This is a genomic window from Allobosea sp. 2RAB26 (assembly GCF_052115465.1).
GTDB lineage: Bacteria > Pseudomonadota > Alphaproteobacteria > Rhizobiales > Beijerinckiaceae > Allobosea.
The window spans coordinates 66,389-82,962 of record NZ_JBFRGS010000023.1 but is presented as its reverse complement, the minus strand read 5'-3'; the positions used below and the strand labels follow the sequence as shown (position 1 = coordinate 82,962).

Genomic DNA, 16,574 nt, shown 5'->3' with positions numbered 1-16,574 from the left:
GGCAATGATGAGATGGACGAGGTCTCGGGCGACGGATGGGCCAAACTTCAAACGGACGGCTCCCTCAAGGGCGAAATCCGCGTCCACAACGGTGACGATTCCACCTTCATCGCCCGCCCTAGGACGACTTCTTCAACAGCCTGCTAACGCATCGGGCCGAAAAGTGGAATCCGGTTTTCGGAAAAATCCGATGCTTAAACAAAGCGCTAGATCCCCCCTCCTGCGTCCGAACGGACTCACGGCGATCTAGCGCGGACATGCTCCTTCTGACGGAAGTACGCCATGCGCTCGCATTGGCGCGGTCTGGTTCGAAAACGAGCCAGTTGTGGGGCCTCTTCCTACCGCGATGGACTCCGCCTGCGGGCGGGGGCGCTGATCCATCTCTCACGTCGCAGACGGACCTTCAGAACATCCGCTTCTGTCGAGTTTGGGTGCGAAAATCAGCTCATTCCGGGGCGGAAAGATCAGCCTGATACATTTTTGTTCCGATTGATAACTTGTTCGCCAACGCTCTGCTGGCTTCCATGAGTGCTGCGAGATGGTGCGGCAGCTTATCGCCCATGATGCGTTGTAGCGGACCGGTCATGCCGACCGAGTAGAGAACGAGCCCGTCGCTCTGGCATACCGGCGCTGCAATCGCCGCCAGGCCCTCATCGATCTCGCCCACACAGGTGGCGTAGCCGCGATCGCGAACCCGTGCGAATTCCTCCCTGATCCAAGCCTCGTCGCTGCGGGTATTCACGGTAAGCTTAGGCAGCTCGGCAGCGATGGCCTGGCGGATCAAAGTCTCGTTCTGATAGGCGATGATAGCTTTGCCGGTCGCTGCGGCGTGAGGAGGCATCTCGATGCCGGGCTGGACGTAGCTGCGCCAGCGCACCTCGGGAGCCTGCGACACGGCGACGAGGACGCGGCTGCCGACGAGCTTGGTGAGATAGCAGGCCTCGCCGGAATCCTCAGCAAGCGCGGCAAGGGTCGGACGAACCAGCGCCTCGAGCCATCCGTCCTCGGCAGTCGCGTGAAGGATGCGCGAAAGCCGGGGGCCGACGGAATAGGCGCGCCCGCCTTGCCCGCCGCTGGCGAGCTCGGCCTTGACCAGCCCTTTCAGCAATCGGTGCGCCGTCGTCTTTGGCAGGTCGGAAAGTGCCGCCACATCTGTAAGCGCAAGCCGGCCGGGAAAAGCGGCAATAATTTCCAGGAGCCTCAGATAGCGCTCCAGCGGGCTGTCCGCCTCCGTTTGATCCGTCAACTCAGCCTCCATGTCCGATCCCGGTTGACAGGGTCGGGACGCGCTTCTACGTTCATATCGATTTACGGAACACTATTCCGAAAATCGGAACGAGTCAAGCGATCTACGCGACGAGTGCCGTGCCGGCCAGAGCTGGCGAATACGGGTCGAACGCGATGTCTGAGGGGACAAGTGATGACGATGACGAGGCAGGGGTTTCTACGGCTCGTATTGGCCGCGAGCGTCGCTCCGGTGGGTGCGGGGCTGGCTTTGGCTCAGCAGGGCGACATCCTGGTCGGGGCCACAGTACCGATCACGGGGCCGTTGTCGCTGACCGGAAAGCAGTATCACAACGCGCTGCAACTGGCCGAGCAGGACATCAATGCTGCGGGCGGCGTAAACGGCCGCAAGATCAAGATCGCGTTCGAAGACACACAGGCGTCGAACAGCACGGCCGTGAATGCCTTCATGAAGCTGGCGCAAGAGACCAAGCCCGCCTTCTACTTCTTGTCGAGCTATTCAACGCAGAACCTCGCCACGTCACCCGAACTCAAGAAGATCGCTGTCCCGGCCATGTATGCCGGTGGAGCCGACATCGTCGCCGAGGGTGGGAATGAGTGGTTGTTCCGCGTGCGCCCGGCCGACGCGGTCTCGGCGCGCGGCATGGTGGAAGCCGCGAAGCTCCTCAATGCGAAGAAGCCCGGAATCATCTTCATCCAGAACGATTTCGGCCAGGGCGGCGCCCAGATCGCCGCCAAGCAATTCGAGGCCGCCGGCACCCCGGTGGTCGGCATGGAGGCCTATGGTCAAAACGACAAGGATTTCTCCGCCCAGATGATCAGCCTGCGCGGCAAGGGGGCCGACGTCATTCTGCTGTTCAACTATCCGCAGGATGGCGCTCTTCTCCTCCGGCAGGCCAAGATGCTGGGCCTCAAGATGCCACTGGTGACGTCTTCGGCAGCGCTCGTTCCGGCCGCGCTGCAACTGATCTCGCCTGCGGACCTCGACAATGTCTGGGGTGTCGTGGACGCCTATATGGACCCCAGCGTCGGGGGGCGCATGGCGGAGTTCGTTGCACGCTACAAGAAGGCGTTCGGGATCGATCCGGATCCTTACGGCCTCGCCTATTACGACGGCGCCCTGATCATGGCCGAAGGGATGCGGAAGGTCGGACTCGACCCCAAGGCGCTTCGCGACTGGCTGGCCAACCTCCGGGGCTGGCCAGGCATCGGCCACGTCTACACTTTCGACGCGAAGGGTAACGGCGTGAGCGACCTTGCGATCGTCAAGGCCAGGCCGGGCACCAAGACGCTCGAACTGGTGAAAGCCGTCAAGCTCGACTGACTCACGCAGAGGCATGGCCGGTCCAGGCAGCCCTGCGCGCCTGGCCGGCCCAGCTGTCCGAAATCGTCGCTGTGAGCCCTGGCTCGCAGCCGCAAAGATCGATCGAGACCGCGAGCGGGACATGGCCGATTTCATCCAACTCTTCATCAACGGGCTGGCACTCGGCAGCGTCTATGCGCTCGCCGCGATCGGCTTCGTCATCGTCTATTCCGCCACGGGCGTGGTGAACTTCGCCGCCGGGCAATTCGTCATGTTCGGCACCTTCGCCGGTGTCGCCATGCTGGCCAATGCCGGGCTGCCCTGGCCGGTTGGTTATGCTGCTGCCCTCCTCGCGATGGCGGCATTCGGCGCCCTGTTCTTCATCGTCGTCTACTTGCCGCTGAGAACGAGTCCGGTTGTCACCGTGATCATCGGGACGGTCGCCGTCGGCATTGTCATGCAGAATGCGGCGCTGCTCGGCTTCGGGTCATGGCCGTTTCGCCTGGTTTCCCCGCTCGAAGGCATCACCATCGACATCGGCGGCGCGGCGATCTCCGCCCATGCCGCGATGGTCGTGGTCGTGACCGGTTTGCTCGTAGGACTGATCTGGCTGCTGTTCTATCGCACAGCGCTCGGCATCGGCATGCGCGCCGTTGCGCAAGATGTCGAGGCCGCACGGCTGATGGGCCTCAATGTCAATCGGCTGCTGGCCCTGTCCTGGATGCTTGCAGCTGTGCTTGCCGGCATCGCCGGGCTTCTGCTCGGACCGATGTGGTTCGCTGACGTCAATATGGGGGATCCGATTGCGCTTAAGGCCTTCGCGGCGACGATCATCGGGGGCTTCGGCAGCCTGCCAGGTGCGATTGCCGGCGGCTTGTTCGTCGGCCTGACCGAACTGCTCGGCGCGTCCTACCTCTCGTCGGCCTACAAGGATCTGATCGCGTTTGCCGTGATGATCCTGTTCCTGCTGGTGCGCCCGCAAGGCGTCTTCGGCGAACGCATCCAGGACAGGGGCTGACCATGCGTCGCTATCACAGTCTCCTCGCCGCGGTGACGATCCTCGCGCTCGGCGGCCTGCTCTCCCTCGTGCTGGCCGACTATCGGCTGCGGTTGCTGAACGTCTCGGTCATTTCGGCGATTGCCGTCATCGGCTTCAACTTCGCGTTCGGCCTTGCCGGACTGATCTCGCTCGGCCATGCCGCCTTCGTCGGGCTGGGGGCGTATACCTTGGCTATCCTGAGCACGGCATTCGGCTGGTCGCCATGGTTGGCCATTCCGGTCGCGATCCTGGTCGCAACGCTGTTCGCCGGGCTGATCGGCTATCCGCTGCTGCGGCTGCGCGGGCATTATCTCGCCCTTGCGACGCTGGGACTGAACGTCAGCTTCACCATCGTCGTGACCAACTGGATTTCGCTGACGGGCGGAACCAACGGCATCTCCGGCATTCCCGAGCTTCGCCTGGGCGAATTTGCCTTCAATGACGAGCGGCGCTTCCTTTGGCTCGGCCTGGTGCTGCTTGCCCTCTGCGCCGCATTCGCGGTCACATTGCAGCGCTCCCGGTATGGGCGAGCGATGATGGCGGTGCGCGACGATGAAACGGCGGCGCGGATGACTGGCATCGACGTCACCCGGGTGAAGATCACCGCCTTGTGCCTCTCGGCGGCGTTCGCTGCGCTCTCGGGCACCTTGTTTGCCACCCATGTCCGCTTCATCGCCCCGGAGGATTTCAACTACGCGCACTCCATCGTCTACCTCGCGATGCTGATCGTCGGCGGCGAGGGGGCTGTGGCAGGGGCAATCATCGGTGCAGCGCTGCTGACCTTCCTCCCGGAATGGCTGCGGTTTCTCGGCGATGCCTACCTTGCCTTCTTTGGACTGATGCTTCTCGCCATCCTGATCTTTCTCCCCACCGGCCTGGTCGGGCTCGCGGCCCGGCTGCGCCGGCTCGGCGGCCACCGCGAAGCGGAGACGACGTCATGACTCTGCTCCACGCCACCACCATCTCGAAGCGCTATGGCGGCCTGATGGCCCTGTCCGAGGTCGATTTCAGCGTGGCGCCGGGCGAATTCGTCGCCGTGATCGGGCCCAATGGCGCCGGCAAGTCGACCTTCCTCAACGTCCTGACTGGCCTGACTCCACCCAGTGCCGGCAGGGTCCTGTTCGACGGGCGCGACGTCACCCGGGCGCCGACGCATCGACGGATTCGGGCAGGCCTCGGGCGGACCTTCCAGCACGGCCGGCTCTTTGCCCGCCTGAGCGTGCTTGAGAACGTCATGACCGGTGCGGCGATCCGCACCGACCGCAACGAGAGCCAGATCCGCGCGCTTTCCTTGGGGACGCTGGATCGGATGGGGCTGGTGGGCGAGGCGCACCGAGCCGTCGGCTCCTTGTCCTACGGCCAGCGCCGCATGGTGGAACTCTGCCGCGCACTCGCCTGCGGACCGAGAATGTTGCTGCTCGACGAACCGGCTGCGGGGCTCAACCTCGGCGAGGTCGAGCAGCTGATGGCACGGCTGACGGCGCTCCGCGCCGAACAGGAGCTCGCGGTCGTCCTCATCGAGCACAACATGGGGATGGTCATGCGGCTCGCCCAGCGCATCCTCGTGCTCAATTTCGGCTGCCGCATCGCCGAAGGATCGCCGGCGCAGGTGCAATCCGATCCCGCCGTTCTCTCGGCATATCTCGGCGAGGGCTACGGCAATGCTCACGACTGACAAGCTCGTCGTCGCCTATGGCGGCAGCGTTGCGCTGCATGGTGTCTCGCTGCGTATCGGGGGAGGCGAGACGATCGCGCTGATCGGTGCCAATGGCGCGGGGAAGACGACCCTGCTTCGCGCCATATCGGGTTTGAACCCGGTCCGCTCCGGCTCGATCCATTTCGACGGCCAGCCGCTGGGAACGCTCGCAAGCGAGAAGCGCGTCAGCCTCGGCATCGCGCAGGCGCCGGAGGGGCGCAGGGTTTTCCCGGGCCTGACCGTCGAGGAGAACCTGATCCTTGGCACGACGCCCTGGCGCCGCTGGGGCCAGTCGCCGGCAAAGGACCTGGAACGGGTTTTCGATCTGTTTCCCCGACTGAAGGAGCGGCGCAGCCAGCTCGGCTGGTCGCTCTCCGGCGGCGAGCAGCAAATGCTGGCGATCGGCCGCGCCTTGATGGCGCGCCCGCGGCTGCTGCTGCTCGACGAGCCATCGCTCGGATTGGCTCCGCGTCTCGCGGAGGAGGTCTACGAGCGCATCAGGAAGATTGCCGCGGAGGGGCTGACCATCCTGGTCGTGGAGCAGAATACGGTCTTGGCTCTCGCCGTCGCCGATCGTGGCTACGTGCTGGAGAACGGTCGCGTCGTGCTCGAAGGCCGCGCCGCCGAACTGAAACAGGATGCCCGTGTCCGCGAAGCCTATCTCGGCCGCTGAGCGAGACGTTTGCGAGATGTTTGAAGGAGACGAGCGATGACGTATCCAGCCCCAACCGCCCGATCGCGCGAGCTCTATGCGCGGGCGCAGAAGAGCTTGCCGGGAGGCAATACCCGCACCACGGTATTCATGAAGCCCCATCCGCTTTACGCCGCACGCGGCGAAGGCTGCCGGGTCACCGATGTCGATGGCGTGGCACGCATCGACTGCATCAATAATTTCACGGCATTGATCCATGGGCACGCGCATCCCGTGCTGGTCGAGGCGGCGACCCGGCAGATTGCGCTCGGCAGCGCCTTCGGCATGCCGACGGAATCGGAAATCCTGCTTGCCGAGCTGATTGCGGCGCGTCTTGCGAGCGTCGACCATGTCCGCTTCTGCAATTCCGGTTCGGAAGCCGTGATGATGGCGCTCAAGGCCGCCCGGGCTTTCACCGGACGGCCGAAGATCGCCAAGTGCGAAGGCGCTTATCACGGCTCCTACGACTATGCCGAAGTGAGCCTCGACCCGTCGCCCGCGGATTGGGGGGGCAATGCTCCGGTCTCTGTCGCCTATGCCAAGGGCACGCCCGCAAATGTTCTGGCGGACACGCTCACCATCCCCTTCAACGATATCGGCGCGGCGGTCAGCCTGATCCGCGAACACGGCTCGGAGCTTGCCTGCATCCTGGTCGATCCGATGCCCAACCGGGCCGGGCTCGTTCCCGCCGACAAGGCCTACCTCCAGGCGTTGCGCGAGGTTTCGCGCGAGGTCGGCGCCCTGCTGATCTTTGACGAGGTCATCACTTTCCGCCTCGGCTTTCATGGTGCACAGGGGCTCTGGGGCATCGAGCCGGACCTGACGACGCTCGGCAAGATCATCGGCGGCGGTTTCCCGGTGGGCGCTGTCGCCGGCGGCGCCACTTTTATGGCGGTCTTCGATCCGACGCAGGGCAAGCCAGCACTGCCCCATGGCGGCACGTTTTCCGCCAACCCGGTGACAATGATGGCCGGGCTTGCCGCCATGGACCTGCTCGACTCGGCGGCCTTTGCGCGGCTCGACGCGATCGGCGATCGGCTGCGCTCCGGAACCAACGAGGCGTTCTCCCGCCACGGGGTTGCTGGGCGCGCCGTCGGCATGGGCTCGCTCGCCAAGATCCACTTCACCGACAGGCCGGTGCGCGACTACCGAAGCGCCTATGCGGGGTCGGAGGAAACGGCCCGGATGGCCCATTTCAATCGCGGCTTGCTCGACCGCGGTGTGCTCGCCGCCGGCTACGGCCTGATTGCCCTGTCGACCCCCATGACCGATGCCGACATCGAGACCGTGGTCTCCGCGATCTCGGAAGCGGTCGCAGACGTCGCCACCATGTAGCTGGTCCAGCCGACACTTCGCATCCCCATTGCAGCCGTTTCAGGTGGCGTATCACTGCGCCACACGGACTCTTGCGCCCGAAAAGAAGGCATCACCCATGTCAGCCATGGTCGATCCGATCACCCGTTCCGTCGTCCAGCACCGGCTCTCCTCCATCGTGACCGAGATGGGTGAGGCTATGCTGCGCACCTCCTACTCCCAGATCCTGAACTCCAGCCGGGACTTCTCGATCGGGATCTGCGACACGCGCTCGCGCCTGATCGCACAGGCCGATCATATTCCGGTCCATGTCGGCGCCTTGCCCTGGGCGACGCGCGCCATCGAAGCGCGCTTCAAGGACATCGCGCCCGGCGACGTGTTCCTGCTGAACGACCCCTACCATGGCGGCAGCCACCTGCCGGACCTCACTGCCTTTGTCCCGGTATTCGCCGAGGGGCAGCGCATGCTCTGGACGATCGTGCGCGCTCATCAAAGCGATATCGGTGGCGCGACGCATGGAGGCTACAACCCCCAGGCCACGGAGATCTGGCAGGAAGGCCTGCGTGTCCCGCCCTTGCGGCTCTATGAGGCTGGCAAGCTGCGTGACGACCTGCTCGATATGCTGGCGCTGAATGTGCGCAACGGCCGTGACTTCCGCGGCGACCTTGCCGCCATGGTCGGCGCCGCCAATCTCGGTCGGCGGCGGCTCGACCGACTCTTCTCCGAATTCGGGCGCGCGATGGTCGAAGCGGCGATGGAAGGCATCCTGGACGCCGCCGAGCAGCAGGCGCGCCAGGTCGTCTCCGGCTGGAAGGACGGGGTCTATCACGGCGAGGCTTTTCTCGATGATGATGGGCGCGGCCGGGAGGATCTGCGCATCGCGGCCAAGGTCACCAAACGGGGCAGCGACATCGAGGTCGATCTGAGCGACTCCGACCCGCAGACCGAGAGCTTCGTCAATTCCTCCCATGCCAACACCCAGGCGGCAGTCGCGATGGCCTTCGCCTATCTGATCGACCCGGAGACGCCGAAGAACGATGGGGCGCTGCGCCCACTCACGGTCGTAGCCAAGCAGGGCACCATCGTCTGGGCCGATGCCGACCGCCCGGTGACGATGTGCACGAGCCACCCCTCCAACGAGATCGTCGAGGCGGTCATCAAGGCGCTTTCGGCCTGCTGCCCGGACCGGGCGATGGCCGGCTGGAGCCGCCGCTTCCGCATGGCGATTCAGGGGGAGGATCCGCGCAACGGCCATCGCTTCATCTGGCACATGTTCCAGGCGCGCCCAGGCGGCGGGGCATCCCCCGGCGGCGATGGCTGGTCATCGATCGGTGAATGGCACACGGCCGGAGGCATCAAGTTCGGCTCGATCGAAGTCGCGGAGGTTCGCTTCCCGCTTCATTTCCGCCATCACGAGTTCCGGGCAGATTCGGGCGGCTGCGGCCAGCATCGCGGCGGGCTCGGCGTTGCGCTCGATCTCGAACTGGAAATCGCGCAGGGCGCGCTCGCCAATACCGCAGGGGATGGCGTCCGGCACGGTGCCTGCGGCTTGCTGGGCGGCGAGGATGGCGCGCCTCACAGCTATCGCCTGCTGTCTGCCGGAAAGCCGGCGCGGGCCTTGAAGACCAAGGAGGTCGGCATCGTGCTGTCGCCGGGCGATGTGCTCGAAATCCGCTCCGCTGGCGGCGGTGGCTGGGGTCCAGCCGAGAAACGGGACGAGGCCGCGCTCGCGCGCGACCGTGCCCAAGGCCTAACGACCCAAAAACTAACGACAGAAGACCTCACGACCGATACCCGGAAGGACATGTGACGATGTACACGATCGGCATTGATGTCGGCGGAACCTTCACCGATCTCGTCGCGATCGGCCCGGATCAAGGTGCTGTCTTCGCCAAATCTCCCTCGACGCCCGCGGACCAGTCGCTGGGGGTCATGACAGGGCTGGCTGAATTGGCTGGAAAGCTCGGTCTCGATCGGCTCGATCTGCTGGCGAGAACCACGCGTCTCGTCCACGGAACGACGGTCGCTACCAATGCGCTGCTTGAGCGCAAGGGCGCGAAGGTTGCCCTGCTCACCACGGAGGGCCATCGCGACATCCTGGAGATGCGCGAAGGCCTCAAGGGCGATCGCTATGATCTGCGGACGCCGCCGCCAGAGCCCTTGGTCCCGCGCGAGCGGCGCTTCGGCGTCCGGGAGCGGCTCGGGCCGGATGGTGCCATCCGAATCCCGCTCGACGATGCGTCCCTCAGCGAAGCCATCGAGGCCATCCGCCGGTCCGACGCGACCTCGGTTGCCGTGTGCTATCTCCACGCCTACCGCAATCCCGCTCACGAGATCGCCACGGTCGAGCGTCTGCGCCGCGAACTGCCCGAAATCTATGTCTCGCGTTCGAGTGATGTCTGGCCGCAGATCAAGGAGTTTGAACGGGTCTCGACGACGGTGGTCAACAGCTATGTCGGACCAGCGGTTCAACACTATCTCGGCAACCTTGAGCGTCGGCTTGCCGAGGCTGGCTTTGCGGGAAGCCTGTTCATCATCCTCTCGCATGGCGGGATGGCTCCCATCGAGGAAGCGTCGCGCCTCGCCGCAGGAACCGTTCTGTCGGGTCCCGCCGGTGGAATTTCCGGCTGCCGGCGCTGCGCCGAACTCCTTGGCGTCACCGACCTGATCCCGTTCGACATGGGCGGCACGAGCACCGATATCTCCCTGATCGCGGATGGCCGCGCGATGCTCACCGCCGATGCCGGGCTCGCCGGCGAACGCATTGCGCTGCGCAGCCTCGACATCGCCAGCATCGCAGCCGGCGGCGGGTCGATCGCATCGGTCGATGCTGGCGGAACGCTGCATGTCGGCCCGGCCAGTGCGGGGTCCCAACCTGGTCCGGCCTGCTACGGCAACGGCGGAACTGCGGCGACCGTCACCGACGCCAACGTCGTGCTGGGATATCTCGGCGCCGAGACGTTCATGGGCGGCCGCCGCCGGCTCGACAGATCGGCTGCCGAGGCGGCGGTCGGCAAGATCGGCACGGCACTCGGCGTCTCGCTCGAACAGGCGGCGGCCGGAATCCACCGCATGGTCAATCTCGGCATGGCGGACGGAATCCGGCTCATGACATTGCGGCGTGGCGTCGACCCTCGGCGCTTTGCTATGGTCAGCTTCGGCGGTGCAGCCGGCCTGCATGCGGTCGAGGTCGCCCGGGAGCTGGAAATCCCGCGTGTCATCGTTCCGGTGGCCGCCTCGGTTCTGTCCGCCTGGGGCATGCTCGCGAGCGACCTGCGCTACGAGGTCGGCCGGACCAGTATCGGCACGGGCCGGGTCGGCGCCGAGACCATCCGAACGGTCATCGCCGACCTGGAGTCCGTTGCGGTGAGCCGCATGAAGGCCTGGTTCGAGGGCCCCGTGCGGATCGAGCGCTCGGCCGAGATGCGGTACGGCGAGCAGATCTTCGAGATTGACGTCGACCTCGATGGGATCGAGCTGTCGGCTCCTGATCTGGTCGAACAGATCGACCGGCGTTTTCACCAGCGCCATGAGGATCTGTACACTTATGCCTCGCCCGATCAGGAGGTCGTCTTCGTCAATGCCCGCGTCTCGGCGGTGGGTGACGTGCCCCGGGTCAATGAGAACGGAGCAATCAAGGAACTGGTCGGCCCCGCAAGGCCCAAGGGCGTTCGCACGGTCTTTCTCGGCGGTCCGGCAGAGGTTCCGGTCTATGACTTCGCCTCTCTGGGGCCGAACCATCGCATCGCGGGACCGGCCCTGATCGAATCTGAAACGACCACGATTCTGATCGGGCGCACCGACGCTTTGAGTGTAAATGCGTTGGGCTGGCTCGATATCGAGATCGGGCGCGGCTGATTCTGCGCGATGGCGAGACCAGGCGGGTACATCGATGACTGAAGCTTTCATCTGCGATTTCGTGCGCACGCCGATAGGCCGCTTCGGCGGCGCACTGGCATCGGTCCGGGCGGACGACCTCGGCGCCGAGCCGTTGAAGGCGCTGATCGCCCGCAGCGCGGGGCTCGACCCGGCCGCGATCGACGAGGTTATCTTCGGTTGTGCGAACCAGGCCGGCGAGGACAACCGCAATGTCGCGCGCATGGCGTTGCTGCTCGCTGGGTTGCCCGTCAGCGTGCCCGGCACGACGATCAACCGGCTGTGCGGATCGGGCATGGATGCGATCATCATGGCGGCGCGTTCGATCAAGGCCGGGGAGGCCGATCTCGTCATCGCCGGCGGGGTCGAGAGCATGAGCCGTGCGCCCTTCGTCATGCCGAAGGCCGAGAGTGCCTTCTCACGCAATGCCGAGATCTACGACACCACGATCGGATGGCGCTTCGTCAATCCGCGGATGAAAGCCCAGTACGGCATCGACTCGATGCCGGAGACCGGTGAAAACGTCGCAGCCGAATACAAGGTCAGCCGGGAGGCGCAGGATGCCTTCGCCTTGCGTTCGCAGCAGAAGGCGGTAGCGGCACAGGAGAATGGCCGTCTGGGCAGGGAGATCGTGCCGGTGCTGATCCCTCAGCGGAAGGGCGATCCGATCCGCGTCGAGATCGACGAACATCCGCGCGGCGACACGACACTGGAGAAGCTCGCCAGGCTGCCGACCCCCTTCAGGAAAGAGGGTGGCACCGTTACGGCCGGAAACGCCTCCGGCGTCAACGATGGGGCCGCGGCCCTGATCATTGCGTCGGAGCAGGCGATGCGCCGGCATGGCCTGACACCGCTGGCCCGCATCGTCGCGGGAGCGACCGCAGGCGTGCCGCCGCGCATCATGGGCATCGGCCCGGCGCCGGCGACACGGCGGCTATGCGAACGGACCGGCCTCATGCCGGCCGATTTCGACGTGATCGAACTGAACGAAGCTTTTGCCAGCCAAGGGATCGCTGTGCTGCGCGAACTCGGCATCCCGGAAGAGGCCGATTTCGTCAATCCGAATGGCGGCGCGATCGCGCTCGGTCATCCGCTCGGCATGTCGGGTGCGCGCATCACCGGGACAGCGGCGCTCGAACTCGCGCTGACCGGCAAGCGCCGCGCCCTCGCCACGATGTGCATTGGCGTCGGGCAGGGCATCGCGGTCGCGCTTGAACGGGCCTGAACGCATTTCATTTGGGCCGTTTGTTTATGCCGGACCGCCGCTCCGCTGCGGGGCCGGCCAGGTGCCAAGGTCAAGAGCAAGGCAGGTAGGAACACGATGGCAGACAAGATCTACGACAGCCCGGCGGCTGCGCTCGAAGGGGTCCTGTTCGATGGGATGACGATCATGTCGGGCGGCTTCGGCCTGTCGGGCAATCCCGAGAGCCTGATCCCGGAGATACGCGATTCCGGCGTGAAGAACTTGACGGTGATCTCGAACAATGCCGGGGCTGACGGCTTTGGCCTATGGATGTTGCTGCAGACCAGGCAAATCGCGAAGATGATCGCGTCCTATGTCGGCGAGAACAAGCTCTTCGAGCAGCAGTATCTTTCAGGCGAACTGGAGCTCGAACTCAATCCGCAAGGGACGCTGGCCGAGCGCATCCGGGCGGGAGGAGCGGGCATCCCGGCCTTCTATACCAGAACCGGCGTCGGCACAGTCGTTGCCGAAGGCAAGCCGGTCGAAGAATTCGAGGGACAGCTCTATGTCCGCGAAACCTGGTTGAGGGCAGACCTGGCGATCATCAAGGCCTGGAAGGCCGATACCGCCGGCAATCTCGTCTTCCGCCGCACTGCGCGCAACTTCAACCCGAACATGGCGACGGCCGCCAAGGTGACGGTGGTCGAGGTCGAGGAGATCGTCGCAGCCGGCAATCTCGATCCAGAGGCCATCCACACGCCGGGTATCTATGTCGACCGGATCGTCACCAGCACAATCAACGAGAAGCGGATCGAGAAGCTGACTGTCCGCAAGAGGGAGGCCGTCTGATGCCCTGGACCCGCGAAGAGATGGCTGCCCGCGCCGCGTGCGAGCTGCAGGACGGCTTCTACGTCAATCTCGGCATCGGCATTCCGACGCTGGTGGCAAACTACATCCCCGCCGGCATCAACGTGACGCTGCAATCCGAGAATGGCATGCTCGGCATGGGACCTTTCCCATTCGAGGGGGAGGCGGATCCCGATCTGATCAATGCCGGAAAGCAGACGATCACATTGCTGGCCGAAACCAGCTTCTTCTCCTCGGCCGACTCGTTCGCGATGATCCGCGGCGGCCATATCGACCTGACTATTCTCGGCGCGATGGAGGTGGCAGCCAATGGTGACATCGCCAACTGGACCATCCCCGGCAAGATGGTGAAGGGCATGGGCGGCGCCATGGACCTGGTCGCGGGCGTCAAGAAGGTCGTCGTCGTGATGGAACATGCCAACAAGCATGGCGATCCAAAAATCCTCGAACGCTGCACCTTGCCCCTGACCGGCGCTGGCGTCGTCGACCTTGTTGTGACCGATTTGTGCGTCATGGCCTGCGACAAGGCGAAGGGCGGGCTGACCTTGCTCGAACTGGCACCCGGCGTGTCCCTTGACGAGGTCAAGGCCAAAACTGGCGCGCCCTTCGTGGTCGCGGCCGCCCTGAATGGAAAAGCTGCCTAAGACGTCGGGCCAGCATCCGCGAAAATGCAGGCCGCCTCTCTGAAGGGCGAGGCGGCCGTTTGTTACAATGTCCTGTGTGGATGGCTCCCGCGTTGCAGGTGGCGATGTGAGGCTGGCGGTTTGGTCGGTGCAGTCTTGTTGCCGGCCTGTTGGCGCAGTTGCTCAAAGACCGTTGGCCAAGACGTTCATGAACGACGCGCTCGGCCGCTGAGCCCCAAGGATCGGGACAGTCCGCTCCCGACCGTCCCTGACCCTGTCCGCGACCGCGCGGGCCCGCGGCGGATATGCCGCGCTTGCGATCGCCGAGGCCAAAGGCGAGTCTGAACCGATTACGGCCGCGCCATGCGAGACCGGACATCCGGGGCGTGACATTTGGGCTCGGTTTATAGCCGAATCAGCCTCATGATCCCGAGCGGTGCAGCCTATCGTTCCCGCGAGGTCCCATGCGCCTTGTCTTGACCACGACTGCCGCTCTTCTGTTCACGGCTCTCCCGACCCATGCCGATGAGCGCAGCGAGTGCCTCGCCGGCATCGCGCGCCTGCGCGGCGCGACTGCCGCAAGGCCTGTCCCCGCCAACCGCGACACGCTCCTCGGCACGCTTCGCCGGGCGGAACGCGAGGCCGGCGAGCGCCAGTTCGACGACTGCGTCGGGATCCTCAAGGCCAGCGCCAGTGGCGGCGGCAAGAGCAGCCGGGATGACGATGACGCCGAGGAGGGCGCCGAAACCGAGGATATGTTCGGCTTTACGGAGGGCACCAGCATCCTCGAAAGGGGCAAGTTCGAAATCTCCGGAGCGGGCGAGGGTGCATTCGGCAAGCGCCTCGGCCGGTATCGGACGGGAGGGCTGGGCGGCAGCTTTGCGTTAGCGCCGGTCGACGGGCTCAGCATCGAGTTGGGGGCGGTCGGCAACAGCGTCTCGATCCGCGACGTACCGGGACTGGATAGTCGCAACGGCGGCGGCTTCGGTGGCTTTTCCGCCGAGTTGAAATGGGAGGCGATCAAGCGGGGCGCCGGCTCGCCCGTCGGCCTGACCTTTATCGTCGAGCCGGGCGCGAGCTTTCGCGACGCGGAGGCTGGCGGACGTGGCCGGGGCGTGGGGCTGGAGGGGCGGATCGCGCTTGATGCCGAACTTGTTCCCAGGAGGTTGTTCGGTGGACTCAACCTGATCTACGAATTGGACAAATTCCGCCCGCGCGGCGTGAACCTGTTCAATGGCGAAGCCGAGCCCTTGGAAGGTGTGTCATCCGGGCCGTGCCAGCCCTATGCCGAGGACGACGCCCTGGAGACATGCGTCGCGTCCGCGCGGCGCAAGTCAGCGGAGCGGTCCTCTCTCCTCGGGCTCTCGGGAGCACTCGCGTTCCAGATCAACCCCAATGTCTTTATCGGCGGCGAGGTTCGCTATTTGCGCTCCTATGCCGGGCTCGGGTTGAACAGCTTCGAAGGACACGCCGTCTTCGTCGGCCCGACCCTCTACGCCAAGCTCAGCGAGAACGTGTCGATCTCCGCAGCCTACTCCGCCCAGATTGCCGGGAAGTCGGAAGCCACGCCAGGCCGGCGGCTCGATCTCGACAACTTCGCCCGTCACCAGGCCAAACTGAAGATCTCCTACGAGTTTTAGGCAGGACCACGCTCGAGCAGGCGCTCATCGTGCCAGTGCCTTGCGGGCGTCGTTGACCGCATCGAGACACTCGTCGAATTCGCCCTCCTGTTCTTCGCGCCGCGCGACGCGCAACGCCGTCTCCAGCTTGCGCAGGGTGGCCGCCGGCGGCTTCCTGGCGATCTCGGCCTCGATCATGACGATGCCGTTCGTGCATTCCGACCTGTCATCGGCCATTGCGGGGATCGGCACCAGGATCAGGACGGAGGTGAGGGCGAGCATGCGCATGGCTTGCCTCCGTCACTTCACGATGAAGGTGCCGGTCATCCCCTGAGCCTCCAGGCCCTGGATATACCAGGGGTACTCGCCCGGCCGGATCGCCACGAACTCGACATGGATCGTGCCCTGATCGTCGAACTCGAGATGATGAGGCGCACCCTGCATGTGCACTTCGAGATGGTTGATGACGATCTGGTTGATCCAGCTGTTCCGGAAGAACTCCGGTGCGAAGAACTTGTATTCCTTGCCGCCCTTCGCCGTAATGGAGAGACGGTAGGACTTGCCGGATTCCATCTCGATCTGCTTTTGGGAGACGACGTAGTCGCGGCCTTCGTCATTCCCAAGCACCAGTTCGGGCAGATTTGTCCGGCCCTTCACAAGGTCGGCGGCCGTCGCCTGGCTCAATCCGAGCAGGCCCGCCAGCAAGAACCACAGCAGATGCATGTCATCCTCCCCGTTCTTGTTGCTTTGGAATAACCTGGGATCAGTCGACCTTCGTTGGATCGTCGCTCGCGGCATCAGATATTCGATCGCGGGTCTCTCCGTCTTTGCCGGGAGCTGGCGTGATATTGCAGACCGGGCAAGGACTGGCCCGAAGCCTCTCCCTCTGTAATGATACCCAGCAATCGCCAAGGTCGACAGTAACACGGGCGCGGACGTGAAGAAGACAGAACCGCTGCCATTGTCGCTGAGGTGATCGCGATGCCGGTGGCTCGCGTCCGGAGCGTGAAGGCAGTCTTTGTCAGCACCATTCCGTTCTTAGCACAATCGAAGGAGCCGGACATGTCCTGGGTCGCATGCGGAGTGGAAGCAACGGCGTGTGCAACAGCGCGGGCAAT

General features: G+C 64.8%; 15 protein-coding genes. 12 read left to right on the top strand and 3 right to left on the bottom strand.

Translation table 11 applies throughout. The features are described 5' to 3' along the window. Window positions 1-445: 445 nt before the first annotated feature. Window positions 446-1,246, bottom strand: a complete 801-nt coding sequence (locus tag AB4118_RS29890; RefSeq protein ID WP_441493169.1) for an IclR family transcriptional regulator — start codon at window positions 1,244-1,246, stop codon at window positions 446-448. 174 nt (window positions 1,247-1,420) lie between these two features. Here AB4118_RS29890 and AB4118_RS29885 point away from each other — a divergent pair, with 174 nt between their 5' ends. The 12 genes from AB4118_RS29885 to AB4118_RS29830 all read left to right on the top strand — a co-directional run bounded on the left by AB4118_RS29885 (window position 1,421) and on the right by AB4118_RS29830 (window position 15,477). Continuing rightward, window positions 1,421-2,569: an ABC transporter substrate-binding protein gene (locus tag AB4118_RS29885; RefSeq protein WP_441493168.1), complete on the top strand. Its 1,149-nt coding sequence runs from the start codon at window positions 1,421-1,423 to the stop codon at window positions 2,567-2,569. 121 nt (window positions 2,570-2,690) lie between these two features. Continuing rightward, complete coding sequence (locus tag AB4118_RS29880; protein WP_113517455.1) at window positions 2,691-3,566, top strand: branched-chain amino acid ABC transporter permease; 876 nt, start codon at window positions 2,691-2,693, stop codon at window positions 3,564-3,566. Between the two features lie 2 nt (window positions 3,567-3,568). Continuing rightward, a complete protein-coding gene (locus AB4118_RS29875) occupies window positions 3,569-4,528 on the top strand; it encodes a branched-chain amino acid ABC transporter permease (protein ID WP_441493167.1) in 960 nt (319 codons plus the stop codon). Beyond that, window positions 4,525-5,262: an ABC transporter ATP-binding protein gene (locus AB4118_RS29870; RefSeq protein WP_441493166.1), complete on the top strand. Its 738-nt coding sequence runs from the start codon at window positions 4,525-4,527 to the stop codon at window positions 5,260-5,262. Before AB4118_RS29875 ends, AB4118_RS29870 begins: the two co-directional genes overlap by 4 nt. After that, a complete protein-coding gene (locus AB4118_RS29865) occupies window positions 5,249-5,956 on the top strand; it encodes an ABC transporter ATP-binding protein (RefSeq protein WP_441493165.1) in 708 nt (235 codons plus the stop codon). The genes AB4118_RS29870 and AB4118_RS29865 overlap by 14 nt, the downstream gene beginning before the upstream one ends. Before the next feature lie 36 nt (window positions 5,957-5,992). Continuing rightward, a complete protein-coding gene (locus AB4118_RS29860) occupies window positions 5,993-7,309 on the top strand; it encodes an aspartate aminotransferase family protein (RefSeq protein WP_441493164.1) in 1,317 nt (438 codons plus the stop codon). Between the two features lie 97 nt (window positions 7,310-7,406). After that, window positions 7,407-9,098: a hydantoinase B/oxoprolinase family protein gene (locus tag AB4118_RS29855; RefSeq protein ID WP_441493163.1), complete on the top strand. Its 1,692-nt coding sequence runs from the start codon at window positions 7,407-7,409 to the stop codon at window positions 9,096-9,098. Between the two features lie 2 nt (window positions 9,099-9,100). Next, on the top strand, window positions 9,101-11,146 hold the full coding sequence (locus AB4118_RS29850) for a hydantoinase/oxoprolinase family protein (RefSeq protein WP_441493175.1): 2,046 nt from the start codon (window positions 9,101-9,103) through the stop codon (window positions 11,144-11,146). 34 nt (window positions 11,147-11,180) lie between these two features. After that, the gene (gene pcaF, locus AB4118_RS29845) at window positions 11,181-12,389 is read left to right on the top strand and encodes a 3-oxoadipyl-CoA thiolase (RefSeq protein WP_441493162.1); all 1,209 of its coding nucleotides are present in this window, start codon (window positions 11,181-11,183) and stop codon (window positions 12,387-12,389) included. A gap of 96 nt (window positions 12,390-12,485) precedes the next feature. Next, window positions 12,486-13,196 (top strand): CoA transferase subunit A, encoded by a 711-nt coding sequence (locus AB4118_RS29840; RefSeq protein WP_441480459.1) that lies wholly within the window; start codon window positions 12,486-12,488, stop codon window positions 13,194-13,196. Beyond that, window positions 13,196-13,858 carry a 3-oxoacid CoA-transferase subunit B gene (locus tag AB4118_RS29835; RefSeq protein ID WP_441493161.1) on the top strand — a complete coding sequence of 221 codons (663 nt, stop codon included), beginning with the start codon at window positions 13,196-13,198 and terminating at the stop codon, window positions 13,856-13,858. The genes AB4118_RS29840 and AB4118_RS29835 overlap by 1 nt, the downstream gene beginning before the upstream one ends. A 443-nt stretch (window positions 13,859-14,301) precedes the next feature. Then, complete coding sequence (locus AB4118_RS29830; protein WP_441493160.1) at window positions 14,302-15,477, top strand: hypothetical protein; 1,176 nt, start codon at window positions 14,302-14,304, stop codon at window positions 15,475-15,477. A 24-nt stretch (window positions 15,478-15,501) separates the two neighbouring features. Here the strand turns inward: AB4118_RS29830 and AB4118_RS29825 are convergent, their stop codons facing one another. Both AB4118_RS29825 and AB4118_RS29820 read right to left on the bottom strand, forming a co-directional pair. Further along, window positions 15,502-15,744, bottom strand: a complete 243-nt coding sequence (locus AB4118_RS29825) for a hypothetical protein (RefSeq protein WP_441493159.1) — start codon at window positions 15,742-15,744, stop codon at window positions 15,502-15,504. A 12-nt stretch (window positions 15,745-15,756) separates the two neighbouring features. Further along, window positions 15,757-16,179, bottom strand: a complete 423-nt coding sequence (locus AB4118_RS29820) for a cupredoxin domain-containing protein (RefSeq protein ID WP_069881965.1) — start codon at window positions 16,177-16,179, stop codon at window positions 15,757-15,759. Window positions 16,180-16,574 lie beyond the last annotated feature (395 nt).